This is a genomic window from Coprococcus sp. TF11-13 (genome assembly GCF_003481085.1).
GTDB classification, from domain to species: Bacteria; Bacillota; Clostridia; order Lachnospirales; family Lachnospiraceae; genus Coprococcus; species Coprococcus aceti.
Window position 1 is genome coordinate 1 of sequence record NZ_QUKK01000013.1, and the last position, 18,659, is coordinate 18,659.

21 protein-coding genes and 2 pseudogenes are annotated in these 18,659 nt (G+C 43.0%); 3 read left to right on the forward strand and 20 right to left on the reverse strand.

Annotation, left to right across the window (positions count from 1 at the left end; all coding sequences use genetic code 11):
• Positions 1-565: 565 nt before the first annotated feature.
• The 5 genes and pseudogenes from DXD11_RS13365 to DXD11_RS13390 all read right to left on the reverse strand — a co-directional run bounded on the left by DXD11_RS13365 (position 566) and on the right by DXD11_RS13390 (position 4,449).
• A complete protein-coding gene (locus DXD11_RS13365; protein WP_118758586.1) occupies positions 566-2,065 on the reverse strand; it encodes a zinc ribbon domain-containing protein in 1,500 nt (499 codons plus the stop codon).
• 36 nt (positions 2,066-2,101) lie between these two features.
• The gene (locus DXD11_RS13370) at positions 2,102-2,554 is read right to left on the reverse strand and encodes an 8-oxo-dGTP diphosphatase (protein WP_158579448.1); all 453 of its coding nucleotides are present in this window, start codon (positions 2,552-2,554) and stop codon (positions 2,102-2,104) included.
• A 170-nt stretch (positions 2,555-2,724) separates the two neighbouring features.
• Positions 2,725-3,171, reverse strand: a complete 447-nt coding sequence (locus tag DXD11_RS13375; RefSeq protein WP_118758588.1) for a YunG family protein — start codon at positions 3,169-3,171, stop codon at positions 2,725-2,727.
• Between the two features lie 246 nt (positions 3,172-3,417).
• Positions 3,418-3,877 (reverse strand): annotated as a pseudogene (locus tag DXD11_RS14920) (carboxymuconolactone decarboxylase family protein).
• Positions 3,878-3,972: 95 nt separating this feature from the next.
• Positions 3,973-4,449, reverse strand: coding sequence for a flavodoxin (locus tag DXD11_RS13390; protein ID WP_118758589.1), 477 nt, complete (start codon positions 4,447-4,449; stop codon positions 3,973-3,975).
• 190 nt (positions 4,450-4,639) lie between these two features.
• Here DXD11_RS13390 and DXD11_RS13395 point away from each other — a divergent pair, with 190 nt between their 5' ends.
• The 3 genes from DXD11_RS13395 to DXD11_RS13405 all read left to right on the forward strand — a co-directional run bounded on the left by DXD11_RS13395 (position 4,640) and on the right by DXD11_RS13405 (position 6,794).
• Complete coding sequence (locus DXD11_RS13395; protein WP_118758595.1) at positions 4,640-5,308, forward strand: TetR/AcrR family transcriptional regulator; 669 nt, start codon at positions 4,640-4,642, stop codon at positions 5,306-5,308.
• A complete protein-coding gene (locus DXD11_RS13400) occupies positions 5,289-6,110 on the forward strand; it encodes a class I SAM-dependent methyltransferase (RefSeq protein ID WP_118758590.1) in 822 nt (273 codons plus the stop codon). The genes DXD11_RS13395 and DXD11_RS13400 overlap by 20 nt, the downstream gene beginning before the upstream one ends.
• Before the next feature lie 72 nt (positions 6,111-6,182).
• Positions 6,183-6,794 (forward strand): L-2-amino-thiazoline-4-carboxylic acid hydrolase, encoded by a 612-nt coding sequence (locus DXD11_RS13405; RefSeq protein ID WP_118758591.1) that lies wholly within the window; start codon positions 6,183-6,185, stop codon positions 6,792-6,794.
• Positions 6,795-6,799: 5 nt separating this feature from the next.
• Here DXD11_RS13405 and DXD11_RS13410 read toward each other — a convergent pair whose 3' ends face one another.
• From DXD11_RS13410 to DXD11_RS14385, 15 genes and pseudogenes are all read right to left on the reverse strand, one after another.
• Complete coding sequence (locus tag DXD11_RS13410; protein WP_243105876.1) at positions 6,800-7,855, reverse strand: ankyrin repeat domain-containing protein; 1,056 nt, start codon at positions 7,853-7,855, stop codon at positions 6,800-6,802.
• 23 nt (positions 7,856-7,878) lie between these two features.
• Positions 7,879-8,577, reverse strand: coding sequence for a transglutaminase-like domain-containing protein (locus DXD11_RS13415; RefSeq protein WP_118758593.1), 699 nt, complete (start codon positions 8,575-8,577; stop codon positions 7,879-7,881).
• A gap of 5 nt (positions 8,578-8,582) precedes the next feature.
• Complete coding sequence (locus tag DXD11_RS13420; RefSeq protein ID WP_004853622.1) at positions 8,583-8,855, reverse strand: GNAT family N-acetyltransferase; 273 nt, start codon at positions 8,853-8,855, stop codon at positions 8,583-8,585.
• Positions 8,845-8,997 (reverse strand): hypothetical protein, encoded by a 153-nt coding sequence (locus tag DXD11_RS14380; protein ID WP_004853620.1) that lies wholly within the window; start codon positions 8,995-8,997, stop codon positions 8,845-8,847. The genes DXD11_RS13420 and DXD11_RS14380 overlap by 11 nt, the downstream gene beginning before the upstream one ends.
• A gap of 5 nt (positions 8,998-9,002) precedes the next feature.
• On the reverse strand, positions 9,003-9,200 hold the full coding sequence (locus DXD11_RS14925) for a winged helix-turn-helix transcriptional regulator (protein WP_081445879.1): 198 nt from the start codon (positions 9,198-9,200) through the stop codon (positions 9,003-9,005).
• Positions 9,157-9,942 (reverse strand): annotated as a pseudogene (locus DXD11_RS13430) (VirD4-like conjugal transfer protein, CD1115 family); the annotation flags it as partial. The pseudogene DXD11_RS13430 and the gene DXD11_RS14925, both read right to left, overlap by 44 nt.
• A gap of 147 nt (positions 9,943-10,089) precedes the next feature.
• Complete coding sequence (locus tag DXD11_RS13435; protein ID WP_242992742.1) at positions 10,090-10,536, reverse strand: hypothetical protein; 447 nt, start codon at positions 10,534-10,536, stop codon at positions 10,090-10,092.
• 112 nt (positions 10,537-10,648) lie between these two features.
• Positions 10,649-10,813, reverse strand: coding sequence for a transposon-encoded TnpW family protein (locus DXD11_RS13440; RefSeq protein WP_004853612.1), 165 nt, complete (start codon positions 10,811-10,813; stop codon positions 10,649-10,651).
• Between the two features lie 266 nt (positions 10,814-11,079).
• A complete protein-coding gene (locus DXD11_RS13445) occupies positions 11,080-12,366 on the reverse strand; it encodes a virulence-associated E family protein (protein WP_330426646.1) in 1,287 nt (428 codons plus the stop codon).
• Positions 12,320-12,955, reverse strand: a complete 636-nt coding sequence (locus DXD11_RS13450; RefSeq protein WP_004853608.1) for a CHC2 zinc finger domain-containing protein — start codon at positions 12,953-12,955, stop codon at positions 12,320-12,322. Before DXD11_RS13450 ends, DXD11_RS13445 begins: the two co-directional genes overlap by 47 nt.
• Positions 12,956-12,957: 2 nt before the next feature.
• Positions 12,958-14,187, reverse strand: coding sequence for a hypothetical protein (locus tag DXD11_RS13455; RefSeq protein ID WP_004853606.1), 1,230 nt, complete (start codon positions 14,185-14,187; stop codon positions 12,958-12,960).
• Between the two features lie 320 nt (positions 14,188-14,507).
• A complete protein-coding gene (locus tag DXD11_RS13465; protein ID WP_012744311.1) occupies positions 14,508-16,370 on the reverse strand; it encodes a recombinase family protein in 1,863 nt (620 codons plus the stop codon).
• Between the two features lie 85 nt (positions 16,371-16,455).
• Positions 16,456-17,625 carry a type IV secretory system conjugative DNA transfer family protein gene (locus DXD11_RS13470; protein ID WP_118758594.1) on the reverse strand — a complete coding sequence of 390 codons (1,170 nt, stop codon included), beginning with the start codon at positions 17,623-17,625 and terminating at the stop codon, positions 16,456-16,458.
• Positions 17,626-17,634: 9 nt separating this feature from the next.
• Complete coding sequence (locus DXD11_RS13475) at positions 17,635-18,414, reverse strand: hypothetical protein (RefSeq protein ID WP_117551378.1); 780 nt, start codon at positions 18,412-18,414, stop codon at positions 17,635-17,637.
• 18 nt (positions 18,415-18,432) lie between these two features.
• Positions 18,433-18,659 (reverse strand): hypothetical protein (locus DXD11_RS14385; protein WP_243105877.1); only part of this gene is annotated, 227 nt, incomplete at its 5' end.

An 18,659-nucleotide genomic window follows, 5' to 3' on the forward strand; every position in this document is an offset into this window, starting at 1 on the left:
TGTCAGAAATCATACTAGCTTGTATTTTTCCTAACCATCTTTACTGTTATTGGTTTGTTGAATCTTTATTAGATTCGACGTTCTTGAAATTCTTGTTTGGAATTTCAGGGTTGTCATGTTGTTAATTTTTCAAGGTTCTCTGTGCTCTCGCCTCTCAGCGACAACTTCTAAATACTATCACATTCATTTCTCAATGTCAACAACTTTTTTCATCTTTTTTCAAGTCATTTCGTCAGCTCTTATAAACTGATTTCGTATCATAACCGGGTGATTATATAACGAATAAATGTCAAAATCTGATACTTTATAGATGTTTCTGACACCGTCTCACGCGACAGCTTTTATAAGATACCACCATCATTTTACAATGTCAAGCATATTTTTTCTTTTTTCTATTTTTATGTTTTTCCTATTATGTATTTTCTTATTCTCTTCTTATTTTCTTCTTATTTTCTTTTTATTTCTTTCTTTTATATTCCTCGTTATAATCAGATTTTAAGATACTATACCTGTTAGTTTCTCCGTTTTCTTTATACTCAGCTTATATTGTATCTATACGCTTTGCCTATACCAGCTCAAGTCTTTCAATTATAAAACCTTCATTCTCCATGTGATATACGGTTCCGCAATATGGGCAGTTTCTCTGACGGACAGAATCAAAGCTTGCTCCACAATTCCTGCAATACACAGATGTAATGGAGAATCCAGGAGGTTCCATGTAAGCAACATTTCTCCGAAGTGTAACGTCTATACAGTCTCCGCACCTGTTGACGCGTCCATTCTTCTCACTGTAATTTATCCACCATGTTCTGAGTGTCATGCACAGATGACTTCCCTCCATATGTATATCCTGCACTGTCATAGCCTGCATATATGTCATTTCTATAATATCCTGAAAGTATGGATTTAATGTTCCACCACAATATGATGCCAGATTCTCCGGGTGGTCTGACATAATCGCCATACGGATAAGAGATATGATCTGTCCCTCAAACTTCTCAAATGAAAAATACGGATCATATGGTGCAAATGCACTTTTGACCTTTCCTTTTGTTGTCACATAGGACCAGAACGGTATCCTCTTTCGTCCATCCATGTTGAACTGTTTTGTCATAAATATGATAATAGAAATTATATATCCAAATATTCCGCCCATAATAAGTGCTACAAAAAATGACATGAACAAAGCCTGCGGTATGGGTGTTTCCCTGTCAAATAAAGAAAGTATAAAACATGCAAGGAAGAAAACCAGCATGGTTATCCCCGTGGTTTTTCCCATCTTCCTCTGGTTCTTTGCTGACGCATTCTCCCGAATAAAAAATATATTTGTTACACGGGGAAACAGATCACTGATACGAAAAACCGTACGACAATAAGGGCAGCCTTCCGTGAGAGCTGCCACAGGGCTAACTGCACCGCAGTTTGGACAAGTCATGGACATACGTGTAAGTTCCTGCTCATTTGGAGTATGGACAACTGTCTCGTACATCGTATCTTCGGTTACACGCTCATATATTATGCCGGTTGAATTCTGGAATTGCAGATGCCTGTCAACCCCCTCATACATGAGATCAACTGTGTACCAGGATGTCTTTCGAGGCACTCTTGTAGTTCCCATCGTTTCTCTCTTCACAGGTGATGTATGCTGTATCATACGAATGCCCTTCCGTGCCATTCTATCCTTCTGAAGGCGAAGAATATATGATGTGTCTCCATCACAGCTGCGTGGACGCATGTCAGAATCATACCAATGATTTAATTCTATGGCAAAATCATCAAATATACTTCTGTGTTTCTCCCATGTCGGAGTATATTTCTTAAATACTGTCACCTGTTTTCCATAACAGATCAAAGAAATTATACCAGCTATGATCAAAGCCGCTCCAATACATAGAAAAACAAGAGCCGGTGTCTTGTCTATATCTTCAATTGTGTAGACTGAGGCACCAAGGAGTCCCAATGCAAACAACACTATACCCCTCACAAATAAGTTTGTTTTTGGCTTTGGCACTTCTAGTTTACGTTTTTTACTTGTTATATTTGATATATCTGAAAATATTGACATTTTCTTTCCCCCATAAATCCCATTAAACTTTTATTGTTATTGTATCTTTGAAACTATGCCATTTTCCGTAAGTGTCTGCAGACATTCCGACGCACTGTCATCGTGCATCATCTGCCACACCTGTTCCATTCCTGGTGCAAGCGGTTTTCGCAGGAACTCTTCTCCCGATATCCAGTACACTTTGCCCTCTTCTGAAGATATAAGTTTCCCCTGATACTCATCCGTCTTGTACAGAAATCCGACATTTCTTACAGCTCCGGTCATCCAGTGATATATTCCGGTGAGCTTTGGATTGCTTATGGTCAGCCCGGTCTCCTCATATATCTCTCGTATCACCGATTCTGTGAATGTCTCTCCGGATTCCACATGTCCACCAGGGAATGTCGTTCCGGAATAGCTTTTCCCTACTTTATCGAGTGCAAGTACACGCCCAGCGTGATCATATACCATGCACATATTCATAAATATTACTTTCTCTATTTCCGCCATTTTCTCCATCCTGTTGTTTCTATACATTCTGTATGTATTCTCCGGTCTATGGATTTATATCGCACTCTATATACTATATATCATAATGTGCGAGTACGATAACACGTTACTATCACAACGAGCTTAATTATCTGATGCTCTTTTTCAGAATGTCATATTTGTTATCTACATCATTTTGTATATTCCCCGAGCGCAGCCTTCAGATACTCATACCTCTGTCTTTTCTCTTCCTTAGCAAAATGTACCTCTCTCTGCTGTTCCGGATTATTCTCATAATCCAACACTTCATCGCCGAACTGCTCGCTTGTGAGATCAAAAGCGCAGTCACCTATCACATTGTAACAATGATAGTTTCCGCCTAGTCTCTTTATACCGTACACCTTTCCACCAAATATATCCTGTGCCAGAAAAGCAGTGATGGAACACTGCCCCAGCGTCATGCTATCCTTTGTCCATCTGTCCCTCATCCTCGGCGCACAGGTGTCTGCACACCAGATATGACTCAGCGCATCGTATAGATCTGTTGGGGTATTTATCCCCGGATATTCATCTGTGATGGCCGGTGCATCTGCATTCTTCCAGCCCCAGAAATTGTATGTCTTTTTTCCGTTGTTCATCCATCTCACCTTCTATACTACATTATTCCACAGTGTTTTCAAGCACTCCAATATTTTCTATCTTACATCTTACCACACCGCCGCCCTTAAGGTACAGTGGTTATCATATATCCGTCAAGGCTCTTGTCGAAACAAAAAGCCACCCGGATATAAATATCCATTCGCATTCAACCGCGAATCATATTTATACCCGAATGGTCTCTATATATTCATATGATATTGTCACTTGCGTTATCTACTACAGCCCTACTGAAGCTTTCCGTACTCCTCATCCGTCACAGGCTCGCACCATTCATTTGATGTCTCCTCACCTGGAACCTCGATTGCAAGATGGCTGAACCAGCTGTCAGGAGCTGCGCCGTGCCAGTGCTTTACCTCAGCAGGAATGTTGATGCAGTCGCCTGGATTCATCTCAACTGCAGGCTTGCCCTCCTCCTGATAGTATCCGCGTCCACCGACACATACAAGGATCTGTCCGCCACCGCTCTTTGCGTGATGGAATAGCATTCTGAAGATGGATCTTCAGCGATGAGTCAGTGATTCCCTGTGCCATAAGTGCCACAACAGTTATGATACTTCTGGTCTTTACATCGATGTCATTGTTGTTCCAGTTCCCCCCAAAGAGAACATCGTCATTAAAATGTGCAAACTCAGGAGCGAACTCTCCGAGTGCATTTCTTCCCGCTGTCTGTACTATCTTTGCCATTGTTTTTCTCCTTCCAAATGTAACTCTGTTTCATATATTCGTTGGATGTATGAAAGTTATTATCATCCTTCACTAATTTGTCATACATCTATTCTTTATGCGAGGGTTTTATCTACCCACTTCTCGATCTCCTGTCTGTTTGCCATGTTGAGCAGTCCGCCTTCTACAAACTCAGCTCCCGGTGCCGACGGCTGGAGTTCCTTGATCGTGTTGCCAAATCCGCTTCCACCTGATGTTGCGAACAATGTGATCTTCTTGCCTGTGAAGTCGTACTTCTCAAGGAATGTATTGATGATCGTCGGAGCCACATACCACCAGATAGGGAATCCAAGTACGATCTCATCATAATTCTCAATATGTGCATTTGAATCATCAAGCTCCGGTCTAAGCTTCTTGTCGCTCATCTCGACGCTGCTTCTGGATTTCTTGTTCATCCAGTCAAGGTCAGCCTTGGTGTACAGCTCCTTTGGTTTGATCTCGTACAGGTCTGCGCCTGCTGCCTCCGATATCATCTCTGCAACCTTTTTCGTGGTTCCACTTGCGCTGAAATATGCTATAAGCTTTTTTGACATTATGTAAACCTCCTTCAACTAAACGTCATCCCATTCTAATCACCCTTGACGTGGAATGATGCTGCATGTCAAGTCTTCGTCAATCGGTCGCTTAATGATAGAAATTTTCAATTAACTCATTTAATCTTCTGGCCGCTTGATTTTGCAAATCCCATGTGATATAAAGTAAACACTGTTTACCAAATAGTAAATGGAGGTGGCTATCATTCGGGAAAGTACAAAGGAAACAAGGGCGGCAATACTGAAAAGTGCCATGGAAGTCTTTCTTGAGGTTGGATATCAGGAGGCGTCCATGCGTAAGATCGCCGCAAGAGCCGGCATCACTGCTGGCGCAATATACAAGCATTTCTCAGGCAAAGAGGAAATGTTTGACGAGATATTTGAGGAAAGCGGCAGAAAGCTCATGGACGTCACTGAATCCATGATCGGAATAGACTTCACTGCCATGTCAGATGACGAGCTGCTCAATGTGTTGTATTCCAGGATATCAGTACAGATATTCGATATGCTTGAGAGCGACATGCAGCTCTTTCATATGCTGTTGAAAAATGACTCAGGCAAATGTCTGGAGAAATTCCGCAGTATCTATATAGAAAGAAGCGCCGGTTTTGCAATTAAGTATTACGACGAATTATACAAACGTGGGATCGCAACAGCAAAATTATCAGAAAAAGCCGTGTACATGCTCTCTCTGGCTGAGTTCTCAATGGTCTGTGAAATGATAGCAGATGACTCATGCCAGAATGGAGTCACGCAGAAGATGAAAACTGCTTTTATGGAAGCTATGAATGTTCTGTTGCACGGAATAGAGGCAGGACTGAAGATAGGAGGAAAAACAAATGGAAAAAAAAATAATTGAAAAGGGCTCTGTCCAGGAAACTCTTCTTCTTCCACTGTACGGAAGAAAGCGTGCCATGGAGATGTATCCGGGAAACTTTAATGATCTTGACTGCCAGAGAATATACAATGAGGTAGAGATAGACTATAACAGGAAAGGAATCATGGAGAAAATCGGTGCTATCATGGCTGCCACCAGACAATATGATCTGGCATCCGTCTGCCGATCGTATCTCAAGGATCATCCAAGAGCCTGTGTTGTGAACCTCGGCTGTGGTCTCGACACAACATTCAGCCAGGTGGATAACGGACAGGCACGTGCGTACAATCTGGATTTTCCTGACGCCATAGCTGTCCGCAATGAACTTTTAGGTGAACGTGAACGCGAGACAAATATCGCCTGTGACCTCAACGATCTCTCATGGTTTGACAAGATAGATTTCCATCCTGAGGATGGAATCGTATTCTTTACATCAGGTGTCTTTTACTATTTCAAAACTGAGCAGGTTAAGACTTTGTTTACCGCCATGGCAGAGCATTTTCCTGGAGGCAAGCTGGTATTTGACGCGACCAAGAAAAAAGGTCTTAAGAACATGCTGAAGACATGGCTCAAGGACTGTGACGACAACATCGGTGTTTATTTCAGTGTCGACGAACTCTCTGAACTTAATAGCTGGAGTTCTTCATTCAAATCTATCATAAGGAACGGATATCTCACAGGGTACAGACCTCTTGACAAACGATATGGATTTGTCCTCAACACTGTTTTTAAGCACCTGGACAAATCCTGCATGTGTCAGATAATCGAGATACGCTTTAAATAAATCGACAGGCCAATAATTGACCTGTATTGATAGTTTGACTGGTGTCAAATAGAATAGAAAGGATATGTAACTATGAAATATGGATTTACACAGAAATTATTTGGCTATTTCTATCACAATTCATGCATGAAGCAGGCAAAAGCACAGCATCTAATCCTTGACAGTAAGGCTATAAAGAACGAATACAAGGCAGTCCTTGAGCGTGCCGATGACATAGGAAAGTCGCACCTCATGAGCTCATACTGCATGGGCGCATATTTCATCGCACTAAACAGAAAGACTTCTCTTTCACCAGAGGAATGTTTCAGCCTGTACAAAGACGGGCTGTACAACAATAAACTTTTTCATATGGTTATTGGAAATGCAGACAGCTATCTCGATGAAAAAAAGCTTCCGGGAAGGAAGAAATGGTCTGAGGAATCCCATCTGAGACGCTATAAGAATGACTGGGTTCTTGACATCATCGAGGGCGGGCCAAACGATGACTTCGTACTCGGCTATGATTATCACAACTGCGGGATCTGTAATCTCTGCCGTGACGAGGGATGCTTTGAACTGGCAAAGTATCTGTGCCGTATGGATTTCGTTCTTGCTGACATGATGGACTTGAAGCTCATAAGGACTCAGACCCTTGCCGAAAATGGAGCTTACTGTGACTTCCGCTATGGACGGAAGTCACAGTAATTGATCTATCTTTTATAATCAAGTTCCCCCACTGCCATAGGATTCAGATTCAGTGTCACCCATTTGACCGAAAGCTCTGTGAGTCTGTTTATATCCGTCTCATCGGCATCCTTGATGCCTTTTATGAGCCCGGCAAATTCTCTCTGCTCGTCCGCGTCAAGTGGTGTGCCCATACATATGTATCGATACAGGGCATTTGCCATGCTCTTGAAATCTGAATCCCAGTTGCAGCATCCATTATCTAGTATCTCATAGGCAAGTTTTCCCGATATACGGATGACCTCGCCCTGAACTGTGCCCGCATGTCCCGAACCAGGCACAAGAAGATTCCACAATTCTCCATGCTGCTTCTGCCAGCGCTTCTCATGAATGACGATCGGCGATGTGCCGTCATATTCTACCCGCCTTGGAACAGAGGCAACTCCGAGCAGTCCGTACAGACTCTCCATCGCCCTGTCGAGCTCCGGCATAATATCTGGACTCATATCTTTCCTGCGAAACTCTATATCCTCAGCCGCGCTTCTCATATATGTTCTTATTTTATCTGTGACCGGAACTCCTATCCCGATCAGATACTCTGCTACCGGCGCAAGCTTTATCAGATCAAATGTCCTTGCCCAGTGAAACGCTCTCTCAAGCGGAGTCTCCCCTGATCTGGATGTCACTTCTGCATCTGCTCCCGCCTGTATCAGACATTTGACAAGCTCAAGATTGCCAGTCTTCACAGCCACATGCATTACGGTCTCTCTGTCAAGGCCCTGGGTGGCTGTTATGTCTGCGCCCAGCTTCACCAGCGCTATTGCCTGTTTCTCTGATGACATTCTTCCAGCATGATAAAGCAGCGGTGTGTAGCCATACTGGTCAACATAGTTGATGTCGATCCCCTGCTCTATCAGCCACCGCATCATCTTCTCTGAAAGTGGAAATTCCAGCGCATTTCCCTTGTTGTATCCGCCATATGCATTGATGTCGCATTTGCCCAATACCTTCTTGATGTCCTCATCACTTGCCGTCTGCACAAGCTGCTCAAAATCCTTTGGCAGTGTTTTTCTCTTTGCCATGTGTGTACCTCCCATATTCTATTCTACTTACCCCTGATCTTCCTGACATTCCTGTTCATCATATGCCTTCCCCAGTTTCTGTACAGGAACGCCTTCACCCTTGACATCTCCTGATGGTGTTCTTTTAACAGTTCATCCGGCGAATCATACACTACAAAATCCTGATTGATACCTTCGCTCTGGATATATGTATTATTCCTGTCAAAATCTATAACAGGATTCTTAAAGTCCTTAACTGCCACTCCAAATCCGCAAAATGCACCCGTACACTCACTGTATTTCGCCTGCAACTTTTTCAGATATCCCATATCCAGAATAAACGCCTCAAGCTCATACCACCTGTTTTCAAAATACACTTCTACCCAGCTATGAAATACATTCTGTGGTGCATTTCTGTATACGATTCCTGTCATAGCGCCCTTCTGCAGCTTTTTATCAATGGTAAATCCATGCACTCTGCACGGGATATCGCAGGCTCTAAGCAGCGCCATGAACAGTGTTCCCTTGGTGTTGCACTGTCCATAGCCATCACGCAGCACCCTGGACGCCGAGACACTGTCATCCACATTATATCCAAACAATATCTCATCCCTGACAAATGTATAAATGGCCTTCAGGCGTTCAAACTCTGCCATGTCACTCCACTTTCTCTCTCTGATGAGCTGCTTGATATTCTCATTTGAATAGTCGAGCATCTTTGTCTCTGTCAAATAATCGTGCATCCCTTTTACCTCTTATCCGAAAAATTGCATATCTGTATCGGTGTGCCACCTTCCATAACGTGGAAACCGTGTCTCTCATAGAAAGCGACATTCTTGCTGTCCTCCTGCATTCCCTCTATGTACAGATAATTCTTATATTTATCTCTAATATATTCTACCATATTTCCGGCTATTTTCTGCCCCTGATATTCAGGATGCACAAGAACATAGTGTACAAATGCCACCAGCTCTGAATCATCCAACACTCTTGCAAGTCCGACAAGGCGCTCACCCACCATCCCATGCGGTAAGAACAGTCTGTGAGTTCATAAGTGCTTTGTGAAGTCTCTGTGGGTATTCTGCCGAGATCCACCCAACCGACTTAAAAAGCTCCTGTACCTGATCCTGTGTAAATGTTTTCTCTTCTGTATATTTTATCATTATGTCTACCCCCTATGGTCACATTTCTGGCACTGTGTCATCTCGTTTTCGTTGTCTTCCTTGTAAAAGGTTCCTGACCACTGACAAATACTCTTAAGTATCGGTACAACGGATCTGCCCTTATCTGTAAGTGAGTATTCAACTCTCGGAGGAATCTCATCATATGATCTTAGAAAACTTTGGTTTTCCATATTCGGAAACATATTTCTCAATGTCAAATTGATTTTTCTTGTCAAAATCCGAAAGCTCTTTGTACATCTCGTTTGCGGTTATATCGACCTTATCTGAAAAGAACGGTCTTACTCCACGCACCTGCAATATACATTTGCCGCCATCCATAAGAGCCAGGCGGTCTTGGCTCATAAGCTCCCGCCCAAGTTTCTGATAGTTCAGACCATAGGACTGAGATGTTCCTCTGGTATCAGAGGTGTTGTACGTGTCAATCGTTTCCTTACCCAGCACTTCCGACAGATCTTTTAATGTTGACTTCTCCTTGCCACCTAAAAACAGAAATGTATCGCAGTTACCCTCGATCGTCTCTGCGTTATCCTTATAAATTGACTTTAACTGTGCCTTAGACTGTAGGATAATGGATGCCGATATCTCTCTGCTTCGTATGGTTGCAATCAGCTTGTCAAACTTCGGAATCTGTCCGATGTTTGCGAACTCGTCCAGGATACACCGCACATGTACCGGGAGCTTTCCATGGTATTCATCGTCTGCAATCGTGCAGAGCAGATTGAAAAGCTGTGTGTACATGATTGATACCAAAAAATTAAGGGAATCATCTGTATCCGAAATAATGACAAACAGTGCTGTCTTTCTTCTACCGATGTCCCCTAAGTCGAGTTCATCATATGCTGTTATCTCCCTGACTTCCTTGATGTCAAATGGTGCAAGTCTCGCACCACAGGAAACCAGAATACTCTTGGCTGTCTTACCTGAAACAAAATGTCAAAGACTTTTTAGTACCCATACATTTCATTGCATGAAAAAAGCCACTGTAGATTTCTCCACAATGGCTATAAAGTCATTTTTATTCACTTTTGATTTTCGGCAACCTCATGCCCAAACTGGAATAGGTTTGACACTTTAATCGGGACTGAACTCCTTATCGGTAATGACATAATGAAATTCATCTGCACCAAAGGTATCTTTGTCCAGATCTGTAATAGTAAATGTAGTTCCATCAAATTTCATATAGCCGCTGGTGCCGTCAACAACAACGCCATCTTTTACAATGTCCAGATAAACAATTCTATCGATGCTATTCAACTCATAGACCTGCCAACCGTCCACACCCTGAAAATAGGCTGTAACATTGGCAAACGGTTCATCGTTTTCCTTCTTGCAGACAAGATAACTGGCACTGTCCTCCGATACCCAGGTGGCAGTCATTCCCCAAGGACCTTCCGTTGATACATATCTCCCAAATTTATGGTCGTTGGTACGGTTAATTATGAGTCCTACAAAAGAACCAACAACGAGTACAAGAATAAGCACAACGACACCAACAATGATTTTTACATTCTTCCTCATGATAAATTCACCCTTCCATAAATTCATCTGTTAAGAATATTCTTATTTTTCGCTCTTATTGAACATACTAATTATACCACAATATATGCAAGTTTTCCATATGCTTTTCTACCTATGCCGTATGCTGATTTGCCCTAACATCATTCTCAATCAGCCTCTTTATCTTGTCCTTCATGCTTTCTTCGGCATCCTCATTGAAATGCACTCTCACAACATACATTGTGCCACCTATCTGCTTTCTGAGTGCTACCGGTGTGTGTGATTTTCTATTCTCCATTTGTGTTCTCCTTTATGTCTGCCTGGTAAGGAAGAGCCTCTTTCAGCTGACAACCGGAAGCTGACAACCGACCTCTAAAAACTCTCAATTCCTTTTATTTATAGTTACTTTTCCTAAATTTACTTTTTCTCAAATATTCCGTTGCTTTCGTTGTCAGAACTATATATATCCCTTAAAAACATAGTAAATATAAGGTTTTATAGAACATAGAACCGACAACGGGGTTGGCAACGGGATAGACAACCAGCCGACAACCTATCAGGCATTTATCTCTCCATCCACTCCGGTGGCAATGATAACTGCTCCATCTGCTCCTTGGTTATCGGTTGAAAATCCTGACCTCTGTTGTCAGGCTTCTCCCATCCTTTCTGCCTGCGGTATGGTTCAGGAAAATGTCTTGGATTACTAAAGGCAATCCAATTACTGCAGTTATTCATAATGTCATTAATCTCACGAATTTCCCATTGTGCCGGATTTCCGTCATTTCCCAATGTCTCAGAATATAACTGCCTTGAACATACCATGCTTCCCTCGTAATGCTCCAAATAGTCAAGAATCAGCTCTTTCTTGGTATCTTCCTGCATAAACTGCTTCTGATACTCACAAAGCTCTTTTTCCATCTCTTTCGGAAGCCTCAGCTGGCATTTGCCACTCCTGTAGATTTCCATAGCCTCTGCCCACATCTGGTCGATATATTCCCTTGATGTCTTTTCATCATCGAGTATATGAGTTTCCGCCTCTTCCATATTGCAAAGAATAGGCAGAAATCTTCGGTTTCCCGACCTGTCCATAGGCAGGAAATCCAGCGAATTTGATGAACCGGCAAACACGCACTGCCTCTTGTGGTCTTTGGGATGCCTGTCGTATGGGGTCTTGTAAGTGTCTTTCTGTCTGCTCATAAAGGACTTGGTATCTTCCACATTCTTGGCATTGAGAATTGCCACCATTTCAGGGAACTCTATAATCAGATGCCCCTGTATTTTTCGGTATACATTATCATCATCCATTTTCTTCAAGTCATCCGTAAACCAGTCATCTTCCATGGCAAGGAAACGCAGAAAAGTGGATTTACCGGCTCCCTGACCACCTACCAGGCAGAGCATTACTTCAAACTTGATGCCCGGGCATGAAATTCTTGCTATCGTCCCTATCATAAAAAGCTTCATTACCTCATAGGTGTACTCACTGACCTCTGCCCCTAAGAAGTGATGCAGTGCATAGCGTATCCTCTCCCAGCCATCCCATGTTATGGAATTGATGCGGTCAAGAACCGGATGGTATCTGTTTTCATTTGCCACGACCTTTATCACATCCTCAATCCGCTTTTCGTTGGATAATCCATAATGCTTTTCAAGGTAGACAACAAGGAATTTCAAATCAACATCCGTCAGGCTGTCGCTTTCACGATACCATCCCAAATCCCCTGTAATGTCGATTTTATCCGTAAACATGTTCAGACGGAATGCACCCTGCAGATTAGGGTCATTCATCAAAATCAGACGATAGTTACCGACTGTTTTCCTGACTTCTCCCTTTTCTGTGCTCTCCAGCATCGCCCTGACTTCTCCGATACTCTTCAATTCTTCCTGCAATCGACTTCACCCCCTTTCCAATGTCAGAAACAACAGAAGCTCTGTCAGGGATATCCTTTTCAAGGAGAGTATCAAGCTGATATTCCACTTTACTGATATTCTGCAGAGCTTCTACAAAGCAGGGATGCCATTCCTCATCCATGCTCTTCGGTGCATATTCTGTTTTCCATTTCCTTAACAGATGATAATAGTCTGACAGAACACAAAAACACTGCTTCTGCTCTTCATCCAGTATCTGCTCCGGTGTTTTCTTTGGTGCCATCTTTTTCGGTGGTGCCCGGTTGGTTGCGTCATAATTCAGTCCAAAGTCAGATGCAATCTTCATTGCAGCTTCCTTTGGTGCAAGCCCGAAATATTTTGCCACAAAATCTATCGCATCTCCGGTATCTCCACAGCCGAAACAATAGTATCTCTTATCAATCTTCATGCTGGGAGTCTTGTCTTTATGAAACGGACAACAAGCCAGCCCACTCCGGTTGATTTTGATGCCATACTGCATAGCCACCTGCCTTGCAGTGACATTTTCTTTCACTACTGCAAATACATTCATGCTTATCCCAATTCCTCTCCCCTTGCTTTTTTGTGTGCTGGTGTTTCTGCCACCTTTGCTCTCTGCTCCTCTACAAGCTTCCTGTTTGCCTCAAGAAGGGCACGGACTGACTTCCTTGCATGTTCCTTTACCTCAGACTTCTTTTGCTCCTTTATGCGTGGATTTTGCAATGTTTCCATTACTTTCCCGGCTACTTTCTGTGCCATGCCCCTGAGCCTGTTTTCCAAATTATCAAGACACCTTCCGACAAAATCCCGCTTGTCCTTTGGTGTCTTTCTCTCATCCGAGGTCAGCCACTTTTTATATCTGCGAAGCTCCTCAATATCTTCCGCCCTGGTCTGCTCTGCCATTGTATCAGATACTGCCTCACACGCTTTTTCATAGGCATCCTCAGCTACCTGTTCCACAAAATTCTCCATATCCAAAACTCTCATGGTAATCTCATCCAGAACTGCCTGCTTCTCTGCAATTCGCTTTTTCTGATTTTCAATTATAAAGTCCTGCTTTTCAAGATAGCCTGCACCACCATAAACCGGCTCACACTCCACCTGCACTCCGTTTCTCTGTGCTATCTCCAAAAACAATTTTCTGCATTCTGCATCAAAGTTCATTTTCCGGTTATTGTATTTCCCTTTCTTTTTTGCTGGGTCAGGCAGTTCAAAGCCAAGCTCTTCCAGTGCCTTATCCTGCTGGGGACATAATTCTCCATATTTGTTTTTTGCGTCAAATACATGCCTCTCATGAATATGCGGGGTTGCCTCATCCAGGTGCAGTGCCCAGTCCAATATATGAATGTGGGAGCCATATCTTTTATTGAACTCGTCAAAGAACTCTGCTGATACCTTAGCTAGCACATCCGGTGTAACCGCATGGTCTATATTGCCAAGCTGTATCACGCTTTCTTCCGGGCAGGTCTTATTGTTTTTCAGTACATCATCAATCGTTCTGTTTCTCTCCGGATGCCTTGCCTGCTCATTCCTCTCATTCTGTGCATCCACAAAATCTGAATAATGCTCATAGTAATAGGCACGCTCAATTTCTGTAAAATTAAACTGCCTCTCTTGGGAACTGCCCGCAAAACTGTAACCCTGATAGCAGTCCCAGTAAACATTCTGCTTTGTTCTTTCCGAATCAATATGTTCACTGTGCTCCACATCAAAATCCCTGTCATTATGCTTTACATCATAGACTCCATGCTTTCCACTTCTGCCATTATGCCTTGAAGCTTTCATTGTCTTTTCTCTCCTCTCCACTGTTTTGTTTTTTTGATGGCGGAGCCGATAAACCCTTGCGTTTGCGGCAAGTAATACCCAGTACTTATTGTCGCTACGACAATAAACTGGGCAGGGCTTCTGCCCTTGACCTGATGAAGGCTCTGCCTCTCAACTCCGACAAAGGTTGCACCTCTGTACTCTGCTCCGAAGGAGTTGAAATCTGTCATCCCACAGGACGGATAACACAGTTCAACTTCTCCGGTTGCCCTGCATTTCCTGCGGAAATTTGAGCATGAAAAAAGCACCCAAGACTTCTCTCAAGTGCTTTCTGCGAAATCCTATTCAGGCATTCCAATCGTCGGTTCCAATGCAAGACTGCCTGCCGTTGCATAGACTCCGTTCTCCCTGTCCTGCCTGCGGATTTCTTCTTTCATTGCCTGCATTTTTGCACGCTTTTCATTTTTTACACGCTCTTCATATTTCCTCTGCCATCCACTTTCTTTTCTTCGTAAATACTGCTGATGTCTCCTGTCCTTGATTCTGTTAATCCGGTCAATCTCAGCCTGCTCTTCAGCAGTAGGTTCTGTCATCATTGCCGGTGGAACATACCGACCAACAAAATTGAAATAGATTTCAATCTCCTGCGTGGTTTGGATGCTCCCCTTTCTGTCTCTTTCATGCACCAGCACCTTATCAACAAATTCATTTACCATTGCCGGTGTCAGTTCCTCGAACTTCTCATATTTATCAATCAGTGCAATAAACTTGCCGGCAGAATTTCTGCTTTTCTCATATTCTGTGAGCTTCGCTTCCAGCTCCTTAATCTCTGCATCCAGCTCCGCTTTTTCCCTGGCATACTGCTTATCAAGAACCTCATATCTGCTGTCCGGTAGTTTGCCGAGAATATTGTCCTCATAAATACGGCAGATTAGCTTCTCCAGCTCCTCACAGCGATTTCCAGCCACTGCGATTCTTGCCCTGACCTTTTTTACCTCTGCATCCTCCTGTGTTGACTGTGCCATTGTTATGGTGTCTATGAACTCGCTCCGGTCATACTTTGCATATTCAAAGATTGCCCTGAGTGTGTCTCCTATCAGTTCCAGCACCACTGACTCGTTAATCCTGTGCTGTGTCTTGCACAATGTTCCGCAAGGTACCTTGGTATAAGCAGAACAGGTATACTGGGCAATCCTCTTTCCATTGCTTGTCCGGTGCACATACATTTTTGCACCACAGTCAGCACAATACATAAGACCGGTAAGAACATGATGCTCTCCCCATCCGTCCGGGTATCTCCTTACATTTTCCCGTAATTTCTGCACTGTATCAAAGGTCTGCTGGTCAATAATCGGCTCCTGCGTATTCTCAAATATTACCCAGTTGTCCTCTGATACATAATGGCTCTTTTTATCCTTAAAATGCTTCTGTGTTTTAAAATTGACCGTGTGACCTAAGTATTCCCTTTTCTTCAATATCCCGACTACTGTAGAAGAACCCCATCCATAAGGGTCTTTCACTTTCTTGTTTCTGTTATTCCCCTGCCCGAAGCGTGCCATATGCACTGCCGGTATTTCCACTTTTTTCTCCTGCAGAAGTTTTGCTATCTGATAAGGACCCAGCCCATCAATAGTCCATTTGAATATCAGCCTCACAATTTCGGCAGCTTCTTCATCCACAATCCAATGGTTTCCGTCATTTTCATCTTTCAGGTATCCGTATGGTGTAACACTTGCCACATGCTTTCCGGATTTTCCCTTGGATTTGAATGTGGATTTTATCTTTTTGCTGATATCCTTGGCATACATTTCATTCATAACATCCCTGAATACAAGGAAATCGTCGTCTCCATTGTAACTGTCATGATTATCGTTAATTGCAATCAGACGAACTCCCTTTTTGCGAAAGAACTCCCGGAGCTGACCTACCACAAGATAATCCCGCCCTAACCGGCTCATATCCTTTAGAATAATGGTTTCCACTTCTCCATCTTCCACAAGCTGTATCATAGCCTTAAAGGATGGTCTGTCAAAGGTTGTGCCGGATATACCATCATCAGTGAAGTGCCTGAACCTGGTCCACCCTTTTTCTCTGCAATAATCTTCCAGCAGCTTCTTTTGATTTGATATACTGTACGACTCCCCAAGGTTCTCATCCTCTCGGCTTAATCGTTCATATAATACAATTATTTTCTCACTACTCATGTTCTGCTCCTTTCCTCTGTATTTGAGCCAAAAGTAATAAGCTCAAAGAGAATCTTTAATCTGTTAAGGTACTAAAAAGTCTCTTTCATCTTATTACACCTGCCGCAAGTTTATATTTATGATACTGTCGTACTGCAAAAGAATCCGGATCAGCTTCTATGCCCTCTTCATCATTACCAAATTCTATGTCTTTGAACATAAGGTCAATGGCATTCTCAAAGTCCTCATCCTCTTCTCTTGTCTCCGACGCATCTATCATGGCTAAAAGTGAGACAAAATTTCTCTCACTCTTCTTACAGTATTTCACAATGTACGCCACATACGCTGTGAACAGTAACCTCTCGGCTTTCACCCAGAAATCTTCTCCGCTCTGTGCGCCCTCCCCCTTTGTATTTGCAATCAGCGTATTCACAAATTTGAGCACATCCTGCTCCGTATGAATATATGCAAATGGGTTATAGTGCATGGACTTTGCGAAATTGATTGTGTTGAATACCTTTATCTTATATGGTGTCCTCTTATAGATCACCTTGCCGGATTTGGTCTTTAAGACCTGTCCGTTCTTGCCGACCTTCGGTACTTTGTTACCCTTGTCGTCAAGCTCCCATGCCCCTCTTGCAAGCATGGTACCCACTTCTTCAAGTACAGTTCCCTTGGGATCAGTCACTACATACGAACACTGCATCTGCATAAGTGACGGTTTCACAAATCCTCTTGTTTTTCCTGCTCCGGAACCTCCGACAATCAGGATATTTTTGTTTCTGTCGTACTTTGGGTGTTCCGGTCTCGTCATTCTGAGCCATTCTGTCGCAGTCAGCGGAATGTTGTTCCACTTAACCGGGTCTGTATATGGTTCAAAATCCTTATCCGTCCCCCACTTCGCAGAGCCATATTCCTCTCTTGGACGGAACTGCTTGGCATTCTTCTTTCTGGAGTTCATGAAAAGCTTGAATGCCACACCTGCTCCGATACCACAGATAAGCGGTGTAAGCTTAAATGAAGGTGCAAAATATGGTTTGACCTGGAATATCAGCGAAAATGCTTTGACACACTTATCCAGCATATCGCCGCCATCTGCTGATACCACCGCCTGTACATACTTATTTATCACATAAAATATGATTACAAACGGGATTCCATCAATCGATACCTTGTTCGCATTCAGCTTTCCATTCTTGTAATACGGTTTCAGTATCTTCTTAGGTAATGCCTTCAGGTCATCAAGTACGGCACCGCCGATATTCTTTTTCCCCATAAGCACCACCTACAAACTTGTATCCCGGCTCTTTTTCTTCGTTTTCTCACGCTGCCGGTTCTTGTCTTTCTGTTTCTTCTGTGACTGCTCCTTCTTGTCCTTGATTCGCTCCGTAAGCGACTTATCCTTCTTCGGATTATGCTTTCTCGCCGCTTCCTTGATTTCCTCCTTTGCATTTGGTGTGATACTTCCAGATTCCAGGACTTCATTCTTGTGATCCTTGATCTCAAATCTCGTAGAGAATTTTGACAGTGTTTCCACATCGTCTATATTTATCTCACCATTATTTACAAAGTCAGCCGACATAACCTCCTTGCCCTTATCATCGTAAAGCACAAGTGTCTTAGTCATTTCCTTCTGCTCCTCAAGTACCTGTTCGGAAGCCATCTTCAGTAATGCTGCCACCTGATCTATGCTTTTCACTTCACAGAATGCAGTGTGCGTGATAGAACCATCTGCTCTCGTTACCTCTTTCATATCCATTGGAATATGACTTTTCTTACAGGCTTTCTCCAAAAGTTCCGCTGTTCGCTCATCATTCACATCAATATGCGTGACATCCTTGCCCTCTCTGTTAAATCCCTTTAATGAGCCATGAGTTTCCTTATAATTCGACATTACCTTATCGACAACCTTGCCGAGCAATGTCTCCTTCTGTTCCTCACTCATACCCGGATTCTGCTGTTCAGACCGCTTACACGCATCCGCAATGGCAGTAATCAGATCTACGCTGACAGTCACAATCGCCTTTCCTGTCTGGAACGACTCCTGCGTCAATTCATCGACCATTGTTCTGTCCTCCCGATATTATTTTCTCTGTGCTTCCTGTCGTGTGTGGTTGGTCTTACCCATCGAATACCATTTTTGTTGTACATTTGTTATCCTCCTTCTTTTCAATTTGAGCTTCTGGACAATTTGTCCAAAAGCTGCTTTCCTTTTTTGTCCTCGAAAGGACAAAAAAAGAGCATTTATGCTTTTTACACATAAATGCTCTGACGCTGTTTTATTATAAAATTGTCTTAGCTGTTGTTCCC